This window comes from Enterovibrio paralichthyis, from assembly GCF_019209835.1.
Classification (GTDB): Bacteria; Pseudomonadota; Gammaproteobacteria; order Enterobacterales; family Vibrionaceae; genus Enterovibrio; species Enterovibrio paralichthyis.
On the sequence record NZ_JAHUTS010000003.1, the window covers coordinates 33,934 to 57,003 of the forward strand.

The window sequence follows — 23,070 nt, forward strand, 5'->3', positions numbered from 1 at the left end:
TTATCCCTTAACAGCTCCGGCAGTCAGGCCGGAAACAATACGACGTTGGAAAACCAGCACCATCACAATCAGCGGCACTGTCACTATGACCGACGCGGCCATGATGGTGCCCCAAGGCAGCTCGTACTGCCCTGCCCCGGAAATAAGCGCAATAGCAACCGGAACAGTGCGCTGCTCGTTAGTGAGGGTGAAGGTGAGCGCGAACAGAAATTCGTTCCACGCAGCGATAAAGGCCAGCAGGCCAGTGGTAACAAGTGCAGGCCAGAGCAGGGGCATCAGCACCTTGATGATGATTTGCCACGGCGTGGCACCATCCACGATGGCCGCTTCTTCCAGCTCCAGGGGCAATTGCTGCATGAAGGTGGTCAACACCCAGACCGTAAACGGCAAGGTGAAGATCATGTAGGCCAGCGCCAGACCCGGCATGGAGTTGTAAAGCCCGAATGCACGGATCAGTTCGAACAAGCCGGAGAGCACTGCCACCTGAGGGAACATGGAGACGCCCAGAATGGTCAGCAGCACCACATTACGGCCGCGGAAGCGGATGCGTCCCAGCGCATAGGAGGCGGTAACGCCGATCAGCAGGGAAATCGCCACTACCACGGTCGAGACCACGACGGAGTTCAGGAGGTTTCGCCCGAACACGCCGCCGGAAAAGACACTTTGGTAGTTCCCCCAGTCAAAGACTGACGGGAAATATTCCACTTCAAACAGCGCCGAGCCGGATTTAAACGAGGTGAGAATGGCGTAGTAAAACGGGAAGACCGAAAACAATACGATCGCCACCACCAAGAAGTAAAACCCGACACGCCAATACCATTTTTTCGACATATCAGCCTCCCTGATTCATGCTTTTGCGCCCAACATAGAGGTAGGCAACGGTACACAGAGCCACGATGAAGAACAGCAGCGTCGAGGCGGCGGAGCCGTAACCGACATCCTGGAAATCCACCAGGTTTTGCCGTGCGTAGACGGACATCGACATGGTCGCTTCGTTGGATGGCGTGAGCACATAGATAAGATCGAACACCCGCAGGGCATCGAGGGCGCGGAATACCACCGCCACCATAACCGCAGGCATGATGAGTGGCAGCGTCACCTTGAAGAACACTTTCACGGGGTGAATGCCATCAATCCTGGCCGCTTCGTAGCAATCAGACGGCAACATTTGCAAAGCTGCCAGCACCAGAAGTGCCATAAACGGCGTGGTCTTCCACACATCCACTGCGATCACCACATTCAGCGAGAGATCCGAATCTGCCGTCCACGCCAGGGGCGCGGCGATCAGACCGAGTGTCATCAGGAAGTCGTTAACGATCCCGAACTGATCGTGCAGCATCCAGCCCCACATTTTGGCCGAAACGATGGTCGGGATCGCCCAGGGGACGAGTACCGCAGCACGCACCAGTCCCTGACCACGGAATTTGGTGTTGAGCACCAAAGCCACAATGATGCCGAGAATGGTCTCAAGGCTGACAGATACCACGGCGAAATAGAGGGTGTTCCACACCGCCTGCCACCAGGTCGGGTCAAACAAAATGCCGTAAAATTCGCCGTCTTCGTAAATAAAGTAGTTATCGAGCCCGATAAATTCAGCGACGCCGCTGCCATCCAGGGTGGCATTGGTCAGGCTGAACCAAAACGTGCGCAACAAGGGCCAACCGGCCACCATTACGAGCGTGATGATCATGGGCGTCAGAAACCACCAGGCGGCGCGGACGCGTTTACGCGTGAGTGCGCTGGTCTGTTCCATATACAATCCTTTTTTCCTGTGGAGGCTGTCAGGCTCTATGGCGCTGACAGCCGGATATCACCTTACCAACGGCCACCGCGGCTGATGCGGTTGAGGTTTTTCTGCAGTTTGGCAAGGGCGGCATCGGCAGTTTCACTTCCGGAAAGGACGCTGTGGGTAGCATTCCAGAAGGCATTGGATACCTGATTGTATTTGGCCCCGGTCGCCGTTGATGGGCGTGGTGTACCGTTGGCGAAGGTGTTGTAGAGGCTGCCGAAGAATGGCACCGCTGTTAGCACTTCTTCGTCTTGGTAAAGGGCTTCGATGGTAGGGTTGTAGGAACCTTCAATGGCGCGGCGCTTCTGCTCTTCAAAAGAGGTCAGGTACATCGCCAGGCTTGCCGCCACGTCTGGGTTGTCAGAGTATTTGGAAACGGCCAACTGCCAACCGCCGAGTGTACCGGCGTGGCTGCCGTCTTCACCGCCTTTTGGCAGGGCAACGACGCCAATTTTGTCTTTGACCGGGGAGTCATCGCTGTTACCCAGCGACCAGGCGTACGGCCAGTTACGCATAAACACCGCGTTACCGGTCTGGAAGACACCACGTGCTTCCTCTTCGCCATAGTTCAGCACGCCCGGAGGAGAAATGGTATCAACCCAGCCCGCTGCAGTAGTCAGGGCTTTCTTGGCGTTGTCGTTGTTAATCGTCACCTTACCGTTTTGATCAACGATGGTGCCGCCATTGTAAGAAGCGACCCATTCCAGTGCATCACAGGTCAGGCCTTCATAGGCGCGTCCCTGCCAGACATAGCCCCACATCTTGTCATTACCGGCTTCGCGTTCGGCTTTCATGATCTTTTCAGCCGATGCTGTCAGCTCTTCCCAGGTTGTCGGTGGCTTCTCACCGTATTTTTCAAGGAGATCCTTACGGTAGTAGAGCACACCGGCGTCGGTAAACCATGGCATGGCTACCAGACGATCCTTCACCGTGTTGTTGGCAATGATCGCCGGGAAGTGCGCATTTTCCGCACCGTTTGAATACTCTTTCAGATCAATAAAGTGGTTACCGAGGATCCCCGGCCAGATCACATCAATCTGGAACACGTCAATGTCTTTGGCACCCGCCGCCAGCAGTTGCTGGTAAAGCGCCAAACGCTCTGTGGTTGAGTTAGGGGTAGTGACAATTTTTGCGGTATGGCCGGTTTCTTTCTCCCACGCCGCCACGCCATCCTGGCAAAGTTCCAGCTCCTGGCCAACAGCGCCGCAGGAGATGGAAATGGTGTCGGCATAAGCGCTAACGCTCAGCAGTGTGGATGCAACAACAACTCCGAAGATTGAACGTTTCATGGATAGCTCCCTGTCGCGTCAACCCGGTTTTTAACCCCGCTTTTCTGCCTGCCAGCGTGATGACGGTACTTCAAGCTCAGAGTCGCTGGCTTCTGGGTAACCATCCTGGGACACAGAAAATTCTGGGTGGGACTTTCGCCCGATCAACCATCCAAAGGGGACAGAGGAATACAATGCACTTTCCAGTAAAACGCGCTGGGCGTTGGCAGCGTCAGCCGATGAAACGGTGTCTGAAGTCTGTTCGGCAATCTTCTGCACCTGATGCCAGGACAAAAAGCCATGCTGACGCGCAAGCAATTCCAGCGCCTGCATGTGCGAGCAACTTAGCTCACGCTTGAGGCGTTTGGCTTGGCGTTTAAAGGCCTTGATGTCTGAAGCAGTCAGGTTATTGGGTGTCACTGTATTCCCTTAGGATAATGACCGTTCAAAATGCGCACAGCATGGCCCACTCAACGCCGGCATCCCTTCCGGGTGACAACCAATTTCTTAGAAGTATGTTAGGAAGTAGATATTGCGTGAGCTTTGCCAGCGTGGGCGGCCAGCCGATATCTGCGGCTATGTCCAAAAACTAGCATCGCGTTTACAAATTGGCAACGTTCAATAATGAGACAGGTTTGAGGGCGTGACGACAGCCCAGTTTTGCCGATAATTTAGACAAAAAAAACGAGCCAGAAGGCTCGTGAAAGGGTTAGCAAATCAATGCATCGGGCAAGCCCTGATGCCAATAGGACAAAGGTATCTATTCGCCGTTAATCCTAGTTTTCATCAGGGGTTGCTATGTCAGGGTTCTGTCAATATCCCGTCATTTCTATCAGGCGCCGGACGCCACTTCATCCAGTACAGCCAGTACCGTACTGTCTAAATGACCGTCATATACTTGGCGGCAAACCTTTCGGCGTACTGCCAAACCGGAAATTAAACGCTCGATAGACAGGTGTTTTTCATCCTGTTGGCTGTTGTAAAACTCAATGGTTTTACTCAGCGTGTCGTAGGACATCACTTCCCCATCCACACGCAGCCAGTCGAGTTTGTCCATAAAGGCCTGGCATTCCTCAGCGATGGTTGCTGCCGGGTGGCCAGTCATCGCAGACAGTGCCGTGATACTGCGCTGCAGCGCCTCCGGTGAGGTGTATTTTGACAACGTAATGGTCAACTCGTCGGCGTTGATCTCCACCAGGTGCTTGCGCAGCTTCACGCGGCGTCCCAGGCGCCCTCCCCGCTTTTCTTTGCGTTGGATAGGTTCAAACTCACCGTCGATGATCCCGGAAAGCTGATCAAGGTCTTGCTTGGGCAAGATCTCGTTGCGCAGCGGGTTAGGCATAGTCGGCGCCAGGGATCGCTTGCCCTCGTTGTACGTTTTGGCACGTGAGAAACGGATCACCTCATCGACGTTGCATTTGATATCCATGCGGTAGTCCGGATGCTTTTTGTCATCGTCCATGCGGTACAGGGTCAAGTGATAGCCATACAGGTTTACCGCAAACACACCGTCTGCCTGACTCTCTTTTTTCGCCAGCTTACGCAGCTCCCGGATCAGATCGCTCGAAAAACGCCGCCATTCGATGTTTCTCGCCATTTTCTGGTTCAATTCACTCAGGAGCATGGAATCTTCCAGTCGACGCGACATACGGCTTCTGAAGAGCGTATAGAGCTGAAACACCAGGGTATGCTGGCGCAGGATTTCCGGTGGAAACAGGAAAAAGTAATCGCGGGTCATCAGTTCTTCAAAAAATGACGGCTCCCACACCATGATGTATAGGTTGGGTTTAATACGGATTTCACCGTCTTCCCCCTCACGTGGTGCTTCTTCTGACGCAGTAATGGTCCGTGCGATAAAACGGAATCGGTCACTTTTGAAACCTTCCGGCATGTTTTCGCTCAACCAACGGCCGGTCAGTTCATGAAGCTGGAAGTCAGTAAACTCAATCCGATCAATACTCTCACGGATAGAATCACGGGCCGGGCCACTGTCTTTTTTGCCCCGAAGCGAGAGTATATCGGTGATATACACTGGCGTTTTGTTACCCACCTTCTGGGTCTGGAGCTCATAGCTCGGCAGGTGGTGATCGTGGTACTGTACCGTCAATGTGAACAGGGCGAACAGCGTCATCAGATCGTCCACGGTCATGATCGACTTGGATGATCGGGTTTCGATGATCGCTTTGGTTCCGCTGATCGCCACCATGGATTTCTGGTAGCTCTTTTTGGTGCGCGGTGGTGCGAGTGCTTGGTCAATAATGCCCGCCCAGCTGGTGGGGGAGATCAGAATTTGATCTTTTTCATCCGGCATGGTTGGTGGCGTGCCAAGGCCGTGTTCACTCAATAGCTGTTTGTTCACATGGTTCTGTGCCAATGCTTTTGAGCGTTTTTGCTTGGCAATCACCCGGGTCTTCTCAGACTGCAAGCCTGCTGAGCCCAATACCGAGATCAACTGGCTTGGATTGACAAAGCGGTGCAGCATGGTTTTACCCGCCAGTCCTTCTTCAAAGCGGACACCTTGCTGGGTAAACAGGCCAATCTGTACGGCAGCACGCAGACGTTGCTGGATAGCAGCGCGGGTCAGGTGACCGTCGGTTGCCTCCACCAATTCCGTTGTAGAAACCAGGCCGTCTTTGGACGAAAAGCCACGCAGGGAAATGAGGTTGAGCAGCTCCAGAATGCTTTTGGTGACCCCTTTGAAATGCTCGTATTGGGGAAGCCAGTCGATCAACTGTGAATGCACTTCAAACAGGTGCCCATCTTTGTGGGATCGAGGGGCTGTGATCAGTATTTTTTCCGCGGGACTAGAGGCCATTCGCCGCCGCTCCTTGCTAAGCCGGTGTGTTATCAGAATACATATGGCCGTAATTAAGCCATTTTTCCGAAAGATTATAAGAAAAAATAAAAGAAAGAAAGATCTTTTTTGTTGGCGTTTTTTAACTGATCTTTTTGATTTAATAGGATCTTATTGATGTATTGATCTATTGATCCGAGTGGGGAGATTGGCGTAACTTGTTGATGTGTATTGATTTAAATTTCACTCACTCCGAAACAATGATCATGACAATCCCGGAATGATGATCATTAAAGTATTGAAAGCATGATCATTAGAGGTCCGCAACAATGATCATCAACAGCACGAAACAGTGATCATCGATGTTTCAAAAGCATGATCATGGTATTCACACAACTTATCCACAGAACGCGGTATCCATTACCTTTCTTTTCTCTGGTTGAACCTGAAGTTTGCCCATTCAGGGCTCGGAAAAATGATCAGGGAAACGTCATTTCGAACCAAATTTCATAGCCAACAAAGTCCAACGATTAAATATTGGCCAGGTTGCTCCCTTTTGTGAGGTGTTTGCGTGCCGGCATCTGGTTGAAATGCAATGGCGGTCTGTTGCTGTTCGTCTGCCATATCTCAGCGGAAACATGGAAACGATGATCAAGACAGCGGCATTGCATTTCAATCTTGAGCTGCGAGGGTCATGCTAGCGCGCTGATTTTGCCTGTAAACCCTTTGTAATGGGCATAAAGTCAGAATACAAAAGGCATCAACCGTAAATTCGCCGCTACCTTTCATCGTTCCGGCAATCTGTCTCTTGAATAATCCGGCATAGATATACTTGATCATCGATTCGGGAAAAAGGATCCGGTTGCGGGTTTATATGCCGAAAAATACAACGCTTTTCAAACCTTGATCATTTTTCCCGTTCAGAGGCGCTTTTATGAAAGAATGATCAAGAGAAAGTGTAAGCCAAACAGTTTTAGGTGATACTTCCTTGATCATGTTTTCAGAAAAATGATCAAGGTGACTGGCGATATTGTTTCCCTCACCCCTTTTTTTGTCATTTGTTCGGTATTCGCTTCAATTTAAAAGTTGAAATGACACCGTCCGTAATTTCGACGACCTTTTTCACCGTTCCGGACTTTACATCGGATTTTTATCCTTGAACCCGGTTTACATTGTAAAGATGTGACGCTGTAACACTTCAAATGTCGTGTACTTAGTGCCGTGTTATTCGCAAAATTTTAGTGCGGATTTTCAGCGGATTGTCAGAAAGTGAGCGTGATCTGAATTATTTTGCACTGCGTGCAGCGTTTTGTTGAATGTGGTGAATTATGCTGTACAATTCATTTTAATTCTCTTCTAAGGCGAAAAGAAAAATGAATAGGGAAAAGACGATAGAAAATCTGCAAACTATTGCAGAGCAAACGAAGCAGGTACAGGCTGATCGCATCGAAATCGTAATGGAAGAACGTCACGAGCAGCTGTTCCCACCGATGTCGAAAGCGCTGATGGAAACCCGCTCCGGTCTGACGCGACGTAAATTGGATGAAGCGATCACCCGCATGGAAGAAGGCGGTCATCAATTCACCAAAAACAATGCGAACCACTATTCCATTACGCTGGATGAAGCGCACCAAATTATGGAAGCTGCCAAGATCCCTGCTTTTCACGAAGGAAAAGGCAAGGGCTACAAACCTTGGGTTATCAACATTCAGAACCAGAAGGGCGGCACCGGCAAGTCCATGAGTGCTGTGCATCTGGCAGCTTGTCTGGCACTGAACCTTGAAAAACGCTACCGCATCTGTCTGGTCGACCTTGACCCGCAGGGGTCGCTGCGTTTGTTCCTCAACCCGCAGATCAGTGTAACGGAGCAAGAGGGGATCTATTCGGCAGTGGACGTGATGTTGGGGAACACACCACAGGACGCAGATAAAGAGTTCATGATGAAGAACGTGCTGCTGCCAACCCAGTATCCGAACCTGAAGACTATCGCGGCTTTTCCTGAAGACGCCATGTTCAACGCCGAAGCGTGGCAGAACCTGGCAACAAACGGTTCACTGGATATCGTGCAGTTGCTGCAGGAGAAGGTGATTGATGTTATTGCCGATGAATTTGATGTCATCATGATTGATACCGGCCCGCACATTGATCCTCTGGTTTGGAACGCCATGTATGCGTCCAACGCCTTGCTGATCCCTTGTGCAGCCAAACGTCTGGACTGGGCGTCTACAGTGAACTTCTTCCAACACCTACCAACTGTATACGGTATGTTCCCGGAAGATTGGCCGGGGCTTGAGTTTGTTCGCCTGGTGCCAACGATGTTCGAAGATGACAACAAGAAGCAAGTGTCGGTGCTGACAGAGATGAACTACTTGCTGGGCGATCAGGTGATGATGGCGACAATTCCTCGCAGCCGCGCGTTTGAAACCTGCGCAGATACCTACAGCACAGTGTTTGATTTAACTGCGCAAGATTTTGAAGGCGGCAAAAAAACGCTGTCTACCGCACAAGAAGCTGTGCACCGCGCAGGATTGGAGCTTGAACGTGTGCTCCACAGTCACTGGTCGCAACGCAATCAGGAGTGATAAATGGCCATTAAAACCTCAGAATTAAATGCGCGCCTGTTTGGTAAAGTCGACAAACGACGCGCAACCACTGCGCAAGAAGCGCAGAAAGCCGCTTCAGACAAAGCGGCCGTGATTGAACTGTCTGTCGCAGGTGAAGCAACAGTAGAGTTTGAGCTGGTTCGCGTGCCTGCTGCAGATGTGGAAGCCCGCACTTCGGTCTTTGCTGAAAATGCCCGTGAACAATCGTTCCTGAACGAGTTGGCACTGGCTGATATCCTGACAACGCTGAAAGATCGTGGTCAGCAATATCCGGCGGTCGGACGTTGGCTTGAAGGCAATAAAATCGAAGTGCTGGACGGTAGCCGCCGTCGCATGTCGTGTATTATTGCCAAGCAGGATTTCCTGATTTATGTCGCCAAAGGCATTAACAGTAAGCACGCCAAGTTCCTGTCGGATGTGGCGAATGCCCACAAGCCGCTGTCTTTGTATGAGCGCGGTAAAGAGATGCAGGCTATGCTAGATCGCGGCGATGCAATTGACCAAAAAGAGTTGGCGAAAGTGTGCCAGTGCAGCGAAGCGCTGGTCAGTGGGGCGCTGAAAGCGGCATCTTTGCCATTGCCTTTGCTGCAGGCATACCCAAGCGTCGCTGAACTTGGCCGTCCGACTATCGTTAAGCTACACCGACTGTTCTTTACGCTGACCGATACTGAGCAGGCGAGTCTGCTGGCTAAGTTGGACGCTACGCCGGTATGGCAAACGGTAGACGCTTCAGGAATAAGCCGCATTACCCGCGAGGTAACGCTGGTGTTGGAGCAATGGTGCGAAGAGTTAAAACCGAAATCGGCAAACGCTGAATCGCCGGCCATTGACCTTATCAAAGGGCGCGTGAGTTACCGCCGTCGCGGCGATGCACTGGCGATTAACCTCAAAAAAATGGGCGATGCAGACGCTGAAGCCATTTTGGCCTTTATCAAATCACGTCTTTCCTAACCAGAAAGAAACGTTAGAAAAACGCGCTCCGGCGCGTTTTTTTGTTTCTTTGCATTCGCTGTTATCCGCCTTGCCGGATCCGGTATCATAGAACCAGTTTTCTTGTGAATGGCATTATTGTGAATCCTGACTTTGTAACTGCTTTAAGTGAATTGCGTGCAATGGCGCAGCGTGCGTTTATCCGTATCCCTGTTTTTGTCTTTGGTGACGATGATTTCGTGTCGTCGCTGTTAGGCACCATGCCTGATACGCAATGGGTGAGCGATAAAACAGGCAGTGGCGCCTCGCTATCCTGGTCAAAGACGAAGCAGTTGTTGGGGCAGGAGCTGGGCTCCATTGCCCTTGATCTTCGCTATCACATCGATGTAGAGCGGCTTTGTGCGATTACCGGCTGTGTGCGAGGTGGAGAGCTGGTGTTTCTGATCGCAGGCGACAAAGCATCGGTTTCAAGCAGCCTTTTTGCATCTCGCTTTTTCGATTACGCCAACCATGATGATGTTGCGTGCATTTGCCAGCATTCCGGCTATCGACCACCAAAAAATGCCTACCCGGATCAGCATGGTTCCGTGTCAGCAGAGCGGTTCCGGACAGATGATCAGAACACGGCCATCGACGCCGTTGGTCGTGTATTGCATGGACACCGTCGTCGACCTGCACTTTTAGTCGCTGACCGGGGCAGGGGAAAATCGTCCTCAATGGGAATGGCTGTCAGTGACATTCTCGCTAAGTCGCCGAAACACATCATTGTCACGTCACCAAGGTTTGCCAATGCAGAGACGCTTTTTCGGCATGCGGCGCAGGCCGAACATATCCATGCCAAAGGAAAATTCTCCCTTGAAGCGGACAATGGCGGCACGTTGCAATTCGTAGCGCCTGATGCGCTTTTGCGTGAACAGCCGTCATGCGATTTGCTGATGGTGGATGAGGCGGCAGCCATACCGCTTCCCCTGTTGGGAGACATGCTCAGCGGTTACAGCCGTATTGTGTTCTCTTCCACAGAGCATGGCTATGAAGGCTCGGGCAGGGCGTTCAGTACCCGTTTCCGCGCGTTGCTGGATGATAACGCCAAAGGCTGGAAGGAAGTTAAACTCCATACGCCTGTGCGCTGGGCAGAGCGGGATCCCCTCGAGCGGTGGTTGTTTGATGCCTTTTTGTTTGACGCTGAACCTATCTCGCCCTCAAATAAGGCAGCAGTGAGCTACCGCGAGATTTCGGCTATAGAACTTGCAGGTAATGAAGCCTTGCTTAAACAGCTTTTTGCTTTGTTGATCACGGCGCACTATCAAACATCTCCGAACGATTTGGTTCAGCTTCTCGATGGTGAGGAGCAGCAATTGATCGCGGCCTTTATGGATGAGGTGTTAGTTGGTGCAGTGTTGCTGTTCCGCGAAGGCGGCTTTGAGCCCCAATTGGCGAAGGATGTTGTTGCCGGAAAGCGGCGTTTGCGTGGGCACCTTCTCGCTCAAAGTCTGGCAAGCCATGTCGGCCTCCCTGAGGTCTTAACCTCACCCTTAACCCGGATCTCCCGCGTTGCCGTGTTGCCGGCTTGCCGACGCCAGGGAATTGGACGCGCGCTCATTGCCCACGCAGAGCAAACGACCATACAGCAGGGAATGGGATTGATTGGTACCAGTTTTGGTGCAACCTTGCCCCTATGGCAGTTTTGGTCGAGCCTTGGGTATGTGCCGCTTAGATTGGGCGTCAGCCGGGATGCGGCAAGTGGCACCCACTCGCTGCAACTTGTCAAACCTTTGGGCGATAGTCCAAGCTGGTATGTGAGCGCAAGTCGTTTGTTTTCGTGCAATTTTGCCCATCAATTGAGCGAACAGTTCTCTGAGCTTGACCCCTATCTGGTTGCCAAGCTCTTAGCGCACCGCGAAGCGCCGTTTCCTTGCGAAGCGATTAACCAGCAGGTTGCATTGTTTGCAGATAACCATTTAGGGTACGATTTATGCACGGGCAGTCTTTGGCTTTGGCTCATTCATTGGCTTGCCACAAACCCGGTATACAATGAATCAAAGGGCTGTGCACTGCTCATTGCCCGTGTGTTGCAACGACGCCCCTGGCAAGAAATGGCAAAGCAGTTTGGCTATGCCGGCAGAAAAGACATGGAATCGGCGATGCGAGTATGGATTACGCGTCAATTGGCACATCAGCAAAAAGGAAGCTAAATGAAACTGATCGCGGACACTCACACCCACACAATTGCCAGCGGGCATGCCTACAGCACCATCACCGAAAATGCCCGGGCTGCAGCCGACGCAGGCCTTGAATTCCTTTGCGTCACTGATCATGCTTCCACTATGCCTGGCGCGCCACACCACTGGCATTTCGTTAACCAGCGCGTGTTACCGGACTTTCTTAGTGGCGTCCGTATTGTCCGCGGCGTTGAAGCGAACATCCTTAATTCTGACGGTGAGCTGGATTTGCCTTTGTATGTTTACGCGAGTCTTGAATGGGTAAACGCCAGTCTCCACGAAGCGGTGTTTAAAGCGCAAAACGAAGCTGCTCATACTCAGGCCATGGTCAACGCTATGGAGTCACAATTGGTGGATGCTATTGCCCATCCCGGCAATCCTTCTTATCCCATCGACATAGAGCGTGTTGTTTCAGCTGCGGCTGATCTTGGCGTTGCAATCGAACTTAACAACTCGTCATTGAACGGTTCCCGAAAAGGCAGTGAGCCGAATTGCTTGGCAATCGCCGCATTAGCAAAAGAAAAAGGTGCCTGGATCACCACTGGGTCGGATGCCCATTTTTCACAGGATGTTGGCAACCTTGGCAGTGTGGCTACGCTTATAGAACAAGTAGGAATGAGTCGCGAACAGGTGATCACCAGCAGTGCCGCGCTGTTTGAAGAGTTTCAGTTCAAACGGCATTCAATCAGACAACGGCGTTTATTTGAGTTAGGCATAGGGTGAGAATTTACACTGTAAACGGACGTTGTCTGTAAATCCGAGCATTGCGCTATCTAACTTTCAATACATGCAAATTGGTTATCTATCAATATAATAATAAGTTTACGGCGTGATTTGCGGTAAGAACGCTGGTGTGGGAGGCCTCAACAATGAATGACTATGACAAGCTCTGCGACACCCTCATCAGAAAAGCGGGTGGGGAAAATGAATGCCAGCGGTTTCAGGAGCGCATTGAATTGGGCACTGGCGGGATACATGCAAGATTGCATATCCAATCCCACCATCCTGAAGATGAGCCGTTGGATGAGGAATTCGGGCATCGCGTTATTATCCGCGATGTAAGCCGAAGCGGAATCGGACTTTTGTCGCTGGATTCATTTGCGCTGGATAAGGTCTGTTATCTGCAGGTGGTTGATATGCCACCGCTTAAAGGGACGCTTATCTACTGCAATCAAGAACCTGATGGTCGGAATCGATATGGCTTCAGTCTGGATGAGTGGCTTACAGATGACGCCCACCAAAAGCTGGCGCCATAACAACCCTTTAACATGCTGATTTAAAAGGCACGCTCACCCAGCGTGCCTTTTTTCGTTTTGTTGAGTCAGAAGAAACCGGAGCTATCATGCAGCAGAATGCATAAAAGTCTCTATAATTCATTTATATGACACGTGTAACTTAATTGATGAAGTGGTCAATAATTTAATGCGATCTGAATCTAACTTGGACATTGCCGTGTTTCAGTTGAAATGTTTCATCTGGGTAGAATGCGAACGTGATGTTAGTTCGTAGTTTAATGTATTGGATTAGGGGATTACATGCTGCAACAGCTTTTGCGGCTCTCTAACGATGGTCGCAGGGTCTACATGACTGTAGTGCCTAAAGCAGACCAAGATGCGCCCCATATTGAAAAAAAACATATTGTCGAATGGCTGGTTGCAAATAATGTCGCCAGCTTTTTCCGCTATGAAGAAACTATAGAGTCAGTACTCGGCAAAATTAATGCCTCTAACGATGACTGAAAAGGGGAACCTGACGATGTCGTCGTCGCAGAGCTACGCGATGCGTCGGTCAGCGCCCGTTTCGATGAACAAAAAATGACAGCCTTTTTGCGCGTCAATGGTGCCTGTGGCGGAAATCCCATCAGAGGTAATGATTTGCTCGCTGCGCTCAAAGAAGCGCAGATTGTGCGTGGCGTAAAGAAACAGACGCTGCAAAAGCTGCTGACCGCTTCAGCCCGTCTTAAGCCCGGCGAATATCTGGAAGTGCCTATCGCTGCGGGTAAATGGCCAATCCCCGGAGAAGATTCAAAACTGGCTTACCTTGTACAAGACAGTAAATCCCGGGTTTTACGACCGCAGGAGCGAGAAGACGGTACGGTTGATATGCGTGACCTCGGAAAGATGATCACCGTACAGGAAGGTCAACCGCTCGCAAAACGTATACCGCCTACCAAGGGGATTGACGGATTTCGGGTTACCGGAGAAATCCTGACCACCACCCCGGGCAGGGATGTGCCAACCCGACTGTTTCCCGGCAGCAAATACAGCGCAAAAGACGAAAATGTGATTGTCGCTGAAATCGCAGGGATGCCCATTCTTCACCCGGACGGTGTGGAGGTTGACAACGCGTTGTGTATGAAATCAGTGACGGTAGCAACCGGCCACGTCGATTTTGAAGGCAGTGTCGTCATTAACGGCGATGTGAATTCGGGGATGAAGGTCAAAGCGACAGGCTCCATCACTGTCGGCGGGGTGGTTGAAATGGCCATGCTCGAAGCGGGTGGAGATATTGTTATCCACAATGGCGTGTTAGGGCGTCAGGTGCAGGCCGATCAGGAGCTGACCACCAGCCTGAAAGCCAAGGGCTCCATTGTGGTCAAATTTGCCCAGTACGCCAATCTGCGCGCGAAGGGTGATATCAACATCAGCCAGCATGCAATGCATTGCCGAACCTTTACTGAAGGAAACTTGGTCGTCTGCGACGATACCAAGCGCCACGGCACCCTCACGGGGGGGAAGCACGTGGCACAATGTGGCATCAAGGTTCTGACTTTGGGGGCTGCTTCCGGGACTGCAACCCATGTTCACGCTTTTACCGGCTTGGGAGATTTATTGGCAAGCACTGCTGGATTGGTCAAAGAGCTTGATCACGAGCACGAGCAGCTAATGAAGGTGAAAGACGCCGAAATGAAACTGCTTCAGCAACCGCCCAACAAGCGCCCTGACGAGTTGATTGAGCGTCTGGCGTGGACCAAGACTCACCACTTCGAGCGTATTGCCGAATTGAAGGCGAAGATGGAAAGCAACGCTTCGGAACTCAGCTCCCTTTATCGCCAGCATGTCATCGAAGTGGTGAAAAATGGCTTCCCCGGAATTCATTGCCAGATAGGGGACAACGCATTGCAAATCAGCCATGAATTGGGGCCTAGCTTGTTGGTGACTAACGGTAAAGAGATCCAAATCGAGCCGCTTTAAACCGGCAGTCACACTGTCATTTTTGACTTTGTTTACAGTGTAAATGGCCACAAACGAAAAAAGCACCGCGAAGGTGCTTTTTGTGTTTTCGCAGGTGAGGGAGGTCAACCGGCCTTTTGCACCTTCCCGTCTTTGAGTGCCTGAAGCACAGCGAGTTTTGGGCCGTCAGCGACCACGGAGCCTTGCTCAACCACAATAATACGGTCAACGACATCCAGCATGCCGGTTTTATGGGTATTCAGGATGAGGGTCTCATCGCGGCGTAATGAGGAGAGTTGCTGCTTGATGTATTGTTCCGTGCGGTTATCCATGGCGCTGGTAGGTTCATCCATCATCAGTACCGGAGGGCGCCCCAACATGGCGCGAGCAATGGCAATCGACTGGCGTTGGCCACCGGACAGCTGGTTGCCGCCTTCACCGACTTGACGCTCAAGCCCGGCGGGATCCCGCTGGGTAAAGGTAGTGACACCGGCGCGGTTTGCCGCATCAATGATGTCTCTGTCATCGGCCAATGGACGACCTAGTGTGATGTTGTCGCGGATAGACCCGAAAAACAACACCGGGTCTTGCGGTACGCAGCCTATATTGCGCCGGATATCGATATTGTGGATTTGGCTGATGTCGGTCTCATCAATTCTTACTGAGCCCTCTGTAGGGCGATACAGGCCCATCAGCAGCCTGCTTAATGTTGTTTTCCCAGAGCCAATCCGCCCGATGATGGCAACCTTCTCACCGGGGAGTATGGTCAGCGAAACATCGCGCAGCGCGGCGACATCGGAATTCGGATAGCTAAAGTTAACCCTGTCGAACTCAATTTTACCGCGAATGATTGGGCGGTGGATGTAGCGTTTGCCCTCTTCCTGCTCAGACGGCATATCCATCAGCTGGCTGATGATCGCCATGGCGGATTTGGCCTGATTGTAACGGGTAGAAAGTAAAGACAGCTGCACCATAGGACCGACTGCACGTGAGCTCAACATGGTTGCCGCAATCAAACCACCCATGGTGAGATCGCCATTGGCAATCAGGTACACACCAAACACAATCATTGAAACGTTAACAAATTGCTGGATAAAACCCGCAGCGTTTTGTACTGAATCTGTCAGGCGACGGGTTTTGATCCCCCAGTTTGCCATGTGGGCGACAGCTTCTTCCCAGCGGTATTGAAACTGGCTTTCCGCACCAAAAAGCTTGATGGTTTCGAGCCCTGCCAGGCTTTCAATCAAGTTGGCGTTTTTCTGTGAGGAGAGTCGGGACCCTTCTTCAATGGTGCGGCGCAGCGGTTTTTGGATAATCATGGCATGGATAACCAGTATCGACACGGCCACAATAGGCACAATCACCAACGGCCCGGCGACTATCCAAATGATGAAAAGGAAAAACAATGCGAACGGCAAGTCTATCAGCGCCGATACCGAGGCCGAGGTGAAGAAATCCCGTATCGATTCAAACTCCTGCATATGCCGCGCGAAGGCGCCGACCGAAGGCGGCCTTGCCTCCATACGGATCCCCATCACTTTCTGGAAGATACGCGCGGAGATCAGCAAATCTGATTTTTTCCCGGATATGTCGATGAAATAACTTCGCAGCATTTTCAACACCAGGTCGAAAATGAAAATCACGAAAACCCCGGTTGCCAGCACCCAGAGCGAGTCGAAGGCAAGATTGGGAACAATTTTGTCGTAGACAATACGGGAAAAGAGAGGCGTGGCAATCGCAAAGGCATTGATAAAAATCGAAGCGATCAGCACATCTCGGTAAATAGAGCGGGACTCCCAAAGTGTACTCCAGAACCAGTGGCCCTGACGCTCCTTGAGAATCTCGGGTGAACGTTCATCATATCTGAACTGCTTTTTCAGCAGGAAAACGCGGCCGAGATACTCTTCATTGAGCAGGTCGATTTTCTTGGTGACCGGTGTGGTTTCCGTCAACGGTTCAACCACCTCTGCTTCACCGGTAGCGTGGTTAATGCTCTGCAGCACGCATGCCTGATTGTCTTTTAACAGCAGGATACACGGGCAGAGCATAGGAGAAATGTTGTTAAGGGGCATGCGGCTTTCTTTGGCGTCAATCCCCGCTCTTTCCGCAGCGCGCGGAAAGAGGAAAGGAGAGAGGTAGCCGTCCGAAATGGGCAAGCCGGATACCAACGCATCCGGAGAGTTGGATTGACCGAAATATCGGCTGACGTACACCAAAGATTGCAGCAGCGGGTCTTTAACCATGATTCTCTGATTTCTTCTCGAAGATAAAACCTTGGAAACCGTTAACGAACAGTTCAGACAGCTTGTTAAGCTGGGCTTCGGTTTCCACTCGGGTAGCGATAGTGGTGATATTCAGGTTGTGCGCGGTACGACATATTGAGGCTAGCACATGGCTTTGCGACTCGTCGTCCAGGTTGCTGGTGTAAGCAAAGTCAATCTTCACGTATGAAGGCTTGAATTTATTCAGGTAATCCAGCGACTGGAAATTGCGTCCATAGTTATCGACACCAAAGCCGAAGTTGAAACGGTGTGCTTGCTCTGTCAGCAAACTGACGTGGTCTGGGTAGCGAACGAAAACACTTTCCGGGATTTCGAAGAACAGACGACCGGCCAGGCTGCGGTGCTTCTGCATGGTCGTAGTCAGCCAGCGAATAAAGGACGCATTGGTAACACTGTTTTGCGTCAGATTGACGGCAACAGGCCCCAGGTTCGCATCATCAGTCAGTCGCTCAATCAAGTGACTGACAACGTAGCGGTCAAAGGATTCGCCAAGCTCGAGTTGCTCGACGGCCCCCAGGAAGTGCGCTGCGCCATAGTAATCAGAGCCTTTCTCAATCGCTGAGAACACCTCTTGGTGGATAACTTTGCTATCCGAGGTTGAGGCTGACTGGAATTTGAACACGAACCACTCATGGGCGATAGCATCAAGGATAAGCGCTTTCCACTGCTGTTTACCCATTGAAGAATCATTGGCGGTCTGGTCAATCATGGACAACGGATGGTTCGGCGTATTACGCGCCTGGGTCAGGGCGTTATCCGCCTGCGCCAAAAGCACGCTCGCATCCCGGTTGTCAGAATTATTGACCGCCAGACCGATGGCGACTTTCGGTGGGCTCAGACCCATCGGATCATGCTGCATGTCGTTGACAATCGCCATGATGCTTTCGCCAATCATTTGCAGATCTTCTGCGCCGCAGTTCGGTGCCAGAATGGCAAACTCATCCTTGGAAATACGTGACGCAGTGCAGTCGGCATCGGTCAGTGTCGTGTTCACTTTCTTGGCAAACTGACTGACCAAGGTGTCGCCCTGTTCAAAGCCCTGGTTGCGGTAGGTGTCTGTGATGAGGTCTACTTTCATCATAATCAGGCCACCGACGGCAGATTCTGCCAGCCAGGATTTCAACTGACCGACAAAGAAACTGCGGTTACCCAAACCGGAAACCGTATCGCGATAAGCGTGTTCACGAAGACGGTCCGCTTCCTTGGCCTGTTGTTCAAAGTAAGCTTCCAGCTGGCTGCTCATTTGGTTGATGGCCTGAACCACGGTTTTCAGTTCTGTGGTCGGTGGGAGTGGGATAGGCTCGCCAAACTTATTGCGCGCGATTTCCCGGGCACGGGAAGTGATGGTTGCCAACGGACGCAGTGAACGGCTTAACTGCAAGCCGATGATCAGCATGGCGGTGACAAACAGGATGCCAATCCAAACACCCAGTTGTACGGTTGAGCGCCACATTTCCTTGTAGGCATAACCTGGGTGAGACACGACTTTTACTTCAGCCAGCTGAAGCCAGCCGCTAGTAAAGGTGCGCTCTTCAGTAATGACAGGGAAAAGGTCTAGCGACGTATACCAGTCAGGTACGCCTTCCACCGTTATCGGGTATTCCCGGACGATTTCACTGCCATCAGACAGCATTTTGAGGCGCACTTCCTGGTAGAAACCGCCATCAAATAAGGCATTAATAACAGATTCAGTAGCGACTTTGTCATCCTGCTCAAGGTAAGGCGCGAGGGCGAGGCCCATCGAGTTAATAGTGTTATTTACCTCAGCCGTTTGCTGGGTAAGGAGAAAATTACGAGTGGTGTTTAGTTCAACCCCTGTCACTGCGAGAATAAGCAGGAAGAATATCGCCAACATCCATGTAAACAATTGCCGGTATAAAGTCATAGACGTTTACCCATCATAGTTTTTGATCGGTCTGTTTAGCTTCACAGAACCCATGCGCGCCCGGAGATCATTCCACAATCCCAGTCGCGAGGAGTTTCCTGCGAGCTCACCTCTACCACGTTCTTTCATGAGCCACAGCCTGCTACCGTTGAAACTGTAAACAGGGAGTAGGTCTCTGCGTTTTGAGGCCTGTTTGATTTCGGGGTCAATATTGTCGAGCAGAACCGGCTCTGAGGACGGCGAGGGATAGTATGCAACCACCATATGAAACTGGTTCAGTTTGATGGCTTTAACGTAGACGAGGCGAAGCTTTTTATCGTCTATCCCTAGCTCCCGGAGAGTGAAATATTTCGCAATACTGAAATCTTCACAATCACCAGCGGCACTTCCCAAAAACTCGAGAGGTGTCGCCCAGTAATCCTTCTTTCCCCACAAGTCGATATCGTTGACAAAGTAGAGCTGATTGAAAAAGTTGTTCACGGCGGAGAGCTTTTCCAGTTCGGAGAGTTCGGCAGATTCGGTGACAACATTTCGCCATGCGGCGACACGTTTACCCGCTCTCTCTCCATAGAAATTCGCCACTTTGTCAATCCATTGCGCATCACTGTTGTTCAGCGCAAACGTCACGATAGACGGCAACAGAAACAGCCCAAACAGTATCGCCCGCTTGCGCATTAGGCTACCTCAACTGTTATTGATTCCGTTGGGTAAAGATGGTCCATGCTTCCTTAAATTCCCCTTTAAAACCTTTTACGCGACCAACAACACGGCGATTGACCAACTGCGTCGTTTCCGTATTGTCCGGCAGCATCAGCGCGCCTTCACCCAGGCCAACGATGTTAACGCGCGCTTCGGGTGCACCTTGCTCGATCAAAATTGACTTTACAGCTTCGGCTCGGCGAACAGACAGGTCTTGATTGTAGTCTTCCGAACCGGGTGAGCTTGTATGTCCTTGAAGTTCAAGCGAGGTTTCGGGGTAAAGCTTAAGGAATTGGGCCATTTTGTCCAGTGCTTCACGGTAAGCAGGTTCGACAATTGCAGAGTTGTTAGCAAACTGGACTCTGATTGAATTGTCACTTTCCAGTAAAAGGTATGTTGGACAGCCGTCATTATCGATAACTGCTGTTAAAGGGGTGTCATCGCATAAATCACGCGCGTTGATCACACCGTCACTGTCGTCATCCAACAAATTGGAACGTTGCTCAGCGAGGGGAGGCGTATCGGCGGAGAGGGAACACCCGCCAAGTGCCAGGAGAATGCTGCTGAATAACAAAACGTGTTTCATGGTTAACCTTCTTCATCAATTACCGGTTCAAGCCATTCTTCCGGTACATCCACTCGCAGGGCATCAAGCAGATTGCCCATGCTGTTCAGGACGCGGTATTTGGCGGTGATGTTTCCGTAGTGGGCATCCAAATAGGAACGCCTTGCTTCAAACAGTTCGTTTTCGGTATTGAGCAAATCCAACAAAGTCCGGCGACCAATCAGGAATTGCTTTTCGTATGCAATGACCGTTTCAGAGGCCGCGTCTACGTGCTCTGCCAGGTATTTCTTTTGTTGCTCTGTCAGCTCGTAGGCACTCCAGGCCAGGCGCGTACTTTCCCGCAAAAGACGTGAAGCATTGTCGTAAATATCTTTGGATTTATTTAGCTGGTAGGCGCTGCGGCGCACATTTGCAGTGTCAGAGCCGCCGTTGTACAGGTTAAATCGTAGCCTGAGCATGGCGCTGAATTCGTCCGTGTTTTCTTCAACACCGTTAGCGTCATTGGTCCAATTTTGGCTGGCTTCAAAGGTGAGTGATGGGTACATATTGCCTTTGTTCTGGCGATACTGTGCGCGCGCCGCTTCAATATCGTAGGTTGCCAGCTTGATCACCGGGTTGTTGGCGTAAGCGACGTCCAGTGCGTCATTAAGTGAGTTGGGCAAATACAGCGCATCCACTTCCGGGTCTACCGGCTCGTCGATCTCAGTGCCAACCAGACGGAAAAACTCGGTACGGGCATCGTCAAGGTTACTGCGCGCCGCCAGCATATTGGAAATAGAACGGGCGACACGTGCCTCTACCTGAGACAAATCCGCCGTGGAGCCAATACCTGATTCAGCGCGGCGCTGAATGTCGGCCAGCATTTTTTCATGCACCTTCACGTTGTCTTCAGACAGTTTAAGTAATTGCTTGGCCAGTAACACGGAGACGTAAGTTTCCGTGACGCGCAAAGACTTGTCCTGAGCGTCTGAGAGCAATTGATGGCGCTGCGCCTCTGCTTCAAACTCTGTGCGGTCGATATTGTTCAGTGCCGTGCCATTCCAGATAAGCTGAGTCAGGCTGATATTGGCATCCTTGCGGTTGAAGTTTTTATCGCCGCTTGCCTTTGTGGTGCTGTTATTAATGCGCTCGTAGCCGTAACCCGCATTCAAATTGACGTCGGGCAGGTAGTCGCCTTGGGCGGCGTCTATCTCTTCCCGGTTACTCATAAAGTCATTGAATGCACTTTTCAGTTCCGGATCGGTTGCCAGCGTGGTGGCGACAGCCTGTTCGACAGACATCGACCAAGCGGGTGCGCACATAGCGCTGACCAGCGATGCAATGGTTAACTTTTTCCAGTTCAAAACACATTCCCCCATGAAAGGCAGCGACAGAACGCCAAATCACCGGGATCTGACCGATCCCTGTTTATGTTTGTTATTCGCGGAGTGCGGATTTCTGCGCTTGCAGTATTGGTTTTAAAAGGTAATCCAGCACGCTGCGTTTTCCGGTAATGATGTCGGCTGATGCCGTCATTCCCGGGATAATCGGTAACTCCTCGCCATCCCCGAGGTTGTTGGACTCGGTTCGGATTTTCACCAGATAGAAACTGTTACCTTCTTCATCCTGAATGGTATCGGCGCTGATCGTTTCGAGTATCCCGTTCAAGCCGCCGTACACGGTAAAATCATAGGCACTGAATTTAATTACTGCGTCGAGGCCTGGCCGTAAAAAGGCGATATCCTGCGGGGCGATCTTGGCCTCAATCAGCAGGTTGTCTTCACTCGGCACGATTTCCACCAAATCCATACCCGGCTGGATAACGCCGCCTACTGTGTTGACGTGCAATTTCTTAATGGTGCCGTCCACCGGGCTGACCACCACGGTTCGCTCTACCCGGTCAGCCAGGGTCACGCGGGTTTCGGTCATCGCCAGCAGTTTGTCTTCCACATCACTTAAGCGCTCTTGCTGCTCTGCGCGGAATTTCAGCGCCACATCAATGTGTTTGAACACCATTTCCTGCAAGGCAGAGCTGATTGAGGGCAGTGACAGTTCCGCGGTCGACAACTCCCGTTTGGTGTCGTTGACCTGGCGCTGCAATTTCAACAGATCGATTTGTGGTACCACACCTTCATCTGCCAAGGGTTTGGTGATGGAATACTCTTCCCGGGCATAGTTGTAGCTTTGACGGAGGTTTTGAACCCGAGCCTTCACCTCAATCAACTCCTGCTCCTTTTGACGGATTTGTTGAGCCGTTACTGAAAGCTGGTTTTGCAGGTTGTTGAGCTTGTCCCGGTATTCCGCCCGCTGGCGAGACACCACGGCGCGGTGCTCTTCAATAAAATCCGGTTCAAAGACCAATTCGTTGCTTTTGACGGACACCGATTTTTGCCAGTTAGCCACGTCCACTTCCGGATTGACGGACACGGAGTTGAGCAGGGTGCTGAGTTTAACGGCATCCCCTTGCAAACTGGTCAGTTCCTGTACCCGTTCACGGAAGTCTGAACGGAACATGGTGTCGTCGATCAGCAAAAGCTGCTGACCTTTTGTCACGCTGTCGCCCTCGCGTACCAACAACTCCTTAACCAGACCGCCTTCAAGGTTCTGTACCACCTGGAGCTGGGAAGAAGGGATCACCTTTCCCTGACCAACAGTGACTTTGTCCAATTCCGCATACGCTGCCCAAACGGCGGAAACAGTGATAAACAGTGCGATCACCCACAGCAGCACCCGGGCACTTTTAGGTGAAGTGAGCAGCAAGGCTGCCGTTTTGTCATCGATATAATCAAGGTGCTCATTGGCAGGCAGTCTGGTTTCAGACTGTTTATTTGTTGTCATTGTTTTCTCGACCATGAATTCCACTAAAGCACTTATAAAAGCGTAG

Annotated in this window: 17 protein-coding genes and 1 pseudogene; 7 read left to right on the plus strand and 11 right to left on the minus strand. The window is 51.3% G+C overall.

Going from position 1 to position 23,070, the window contains the following annotated elements; genetic code table 11:
- From KU854_RS04580 to KU854_RS04600, 5 genes are all read right to left on the minus strand, one after another.
- On the minus strand, positions 1 to 831 hold the full coding sequence (locus KU854_RS04580) for a carbohydrate ABC transporter permease (protein WP_218357292.1): 831 nt from the start codon (positions 829 to 831) through the stop codon (positions 1 to 3).
- Position 832: 1 nt separating this feature from the next.
- A complete protein-coding gene (locus KU854_RS04585) occupies positions 833 to 1,753 on the minus strand; it encodes a carbohydrate ABC transporter permease (protein WP_218357533.1) in 921 nt (306 codons plus the stop codon).
- Between the two features lie 62 nt (positions 1,754 to 1,815).
- Complete coding sequence (locus KU854_RS04590) at positions 1,816 to 3,078, minus strand: ABC transporter substrate-binding protein (RefSeq protein WP_218357293.1); 1,263 nt, start codon at positions 3,076 to 3,078, stop codon at positions 1,816 to 1,818.
- A gap of 30 nt (positions 3,079 to 3,108) precedes the next feature.
- Entirely contained in the window at positions 3,109 to 3,477 is a 369-nt protein-coding gene (locus KU854_RS04595; protein ID WP_218357294.1) for a glyoxalase superfamily protein, read from the minus strand.
- A gap of 412 nt (positions 3,478 to 3,889) precedes the next feature.
- Positions 3,890 to 5,872 (minus strand): replication initiator protein RctB domain-containing protein, encoded by a 1,983-nt coding sequence (locus KU854_RS04600; protein ID WP_218357295.1) that lies wholly within the window; start codon positions 5,870 to 5,872, stop codon positions 3,890 to 3,892.
- Between the two features lie 1,352 nt (positions 5,873 to 7,224).
- Between KU854_RS04600 and KU854_RS04605 the strand changes: the two genes are divergently transcribed.
- From KU854_RS04605 to KU854_RS25135, 7 genes and pseudogenes are all read left to right on the plus strand, one after another.
- The gene (locus KU854_RS04605; protein ID WP_218357296.1) at positions 7,225 to 8,433 is read left to right on the plus strand and encodes an AAA family ATPase; all 1,209 of its coding nucleotides are present in this window, start codon (positions 7,225 to 7,227) and stop codon (positions 8,431 to 8,433) included.
- A gap of 3 nt (positions 8,434 to 8,436) precedes the next feature.
- Positions 8,437 to 9,405: a ParB/RepB/Spo0J family partition protein gene (locus tag KU854_RS04610; RefSeq protein ID WP_218357297.1), complete on the plus strand. Its 969-nt coding sequence runs from the start codon at positions 8,437 to 8,439 to the stop codon at positions 9,403 to 9,405.
- Between the two features lie 119 nt (positions 9,406 to 9,524).
- On the plus strand, positions 9,525 to 11,576 hold the full coding sequence (locus KU854_RS04615; protein ID WP_336245224.1) for a tRNA(Met) cytidine acetyltransferase TmcA: 2,052 nt from the start codon (positions 9,525 to 9,527) through the stop codon (positions 11,574 to 11,576).
- A complete protein-coding gene (locus KU854_RS04620) occupies positions 11,577 to 12,326 on the plus strand; it encodes a phosphatase (RefSeq protein WP_218357298.1) in 750 nt (249 codons plus the stop codon).
- Positions 12,327 to 12,472: 146 nt separating this feature from the next.
- Positions 12,473 to 12,859, plus strand: coding sequence for a hypothetical protein (locus KU854_RS04625; protein WP_054780000.1), 387 nt, complete (start codon positions 12,473 to 12,475; stop codon positions 12,857 to 12,859).
- Between the two features lie 279 nt (positions 12,860 to 13,138).
- The gene (locus tag KU854_RS24770; protein ID WP_255555420.1) at positions 13,139 to 13,342 is read left to right on the plus strand and encodes a hypothetical protein; all 204 of its coding nucleotides are present in this window, start codon (positions 13,139 to 13,141) and stop codon (positions 13,340 to 13,342) included.
- Between the two features lie 66 nt (positions 13,343 to 13,408).
- Positions 13,409 to 14,797, plus strand: a pseudogene (locus tag KU854_RS25135) (DUF342 domain-containing protein); the annotation flags it as partial.
- A 104-nt stretch (positions 14,798 to 14,901) separates the two neighbouring features.
- Here the strand turns inward: KU854_RS25135 and KU854_RS04635 are convergent.
- From KU854_RS04635 to KU854_RS04660, 6 genes are all read right to left on the minus strand, one after another.
- Positions 14,902 to 17,019 carry a type I secretion system permease/ATPase gene (locus KU854_RS04635; protein ID WP_218357299.1) on the minus strand — a complete coding sequence of 706 codons (2,118 nt, stop codon included), beginning with the start codon at positions 17,017 to 17,019 and terminating at the stop codon, positions 14,902 to 14,904.
- Positions 17,012 to 18,943: a bifunctional diguanylate cyclase/phosphodiesterase gene (locus KU854_RS04640; protein ID WP_218357300.1), complete on the minus strand. Its 1,932-nt coding sequence runs from the start codon at positions 18,941 to 18,943 to the stop codon at positions 17,012 to 17,014. The genes KU854_RS04635 and KU854_RS04640 overlap by 8 nt, the downstream gene beginning before the upstream one ends.
- A gap of 6 nt (positions 18,944 to 18,949) precedes the next feature.
- A complete protein-coding gene (locus KU854_RS04645; RefSeq protein WP_054779999.1) occupies positions 18,950 to 19,618 on the minus strand; it encodes a transglutaminase-like cysteine peptidase in 669 nt (222 codons plus the stop codon).
- 16 nt (positions 19,619 to 19,634) lie between these two features.
- Positions 19,635 to 20,228: an OmpA family protein gene (locus tag KU854_RS04650; RefSeq protein ID WP_218357301.1), complete on the minus strand. Its 594-nt coding sequence runs from the start codon at positions 20,226 to 20,228 to the stop codon at positions 19,635 to 19,637.
- 2 nt (positions 20,229 to 20,230) lie between these two features.
- Positions 20,231 to 21,550, minus strand: coding sequence for a TolC family outer membrane protein (locus KU854_RS04655; RefSeq protein WP_218357302.1), 1,320 nt, complete (start codon positions 21,548 to 21,550; stop codon positions 20,231 to 20,233).
- Positions 21,551 to 21,623: 73 nt separating this feature from the next.
- Positions 21,624 to 23,024, minus strand: a complete 1,401-nt coding sequence (locus tag KU854_RS04660; RefSeq protein WP_218357303.1) for an HlyD family type I secretion periplasmic adaptor subunit — start codon at positions 23,022 to 23,024, stop codon at positions 21,624 to 21,626.
- Positions 23,025 to 23,070 lie beyond the last annotated feature (46 nt).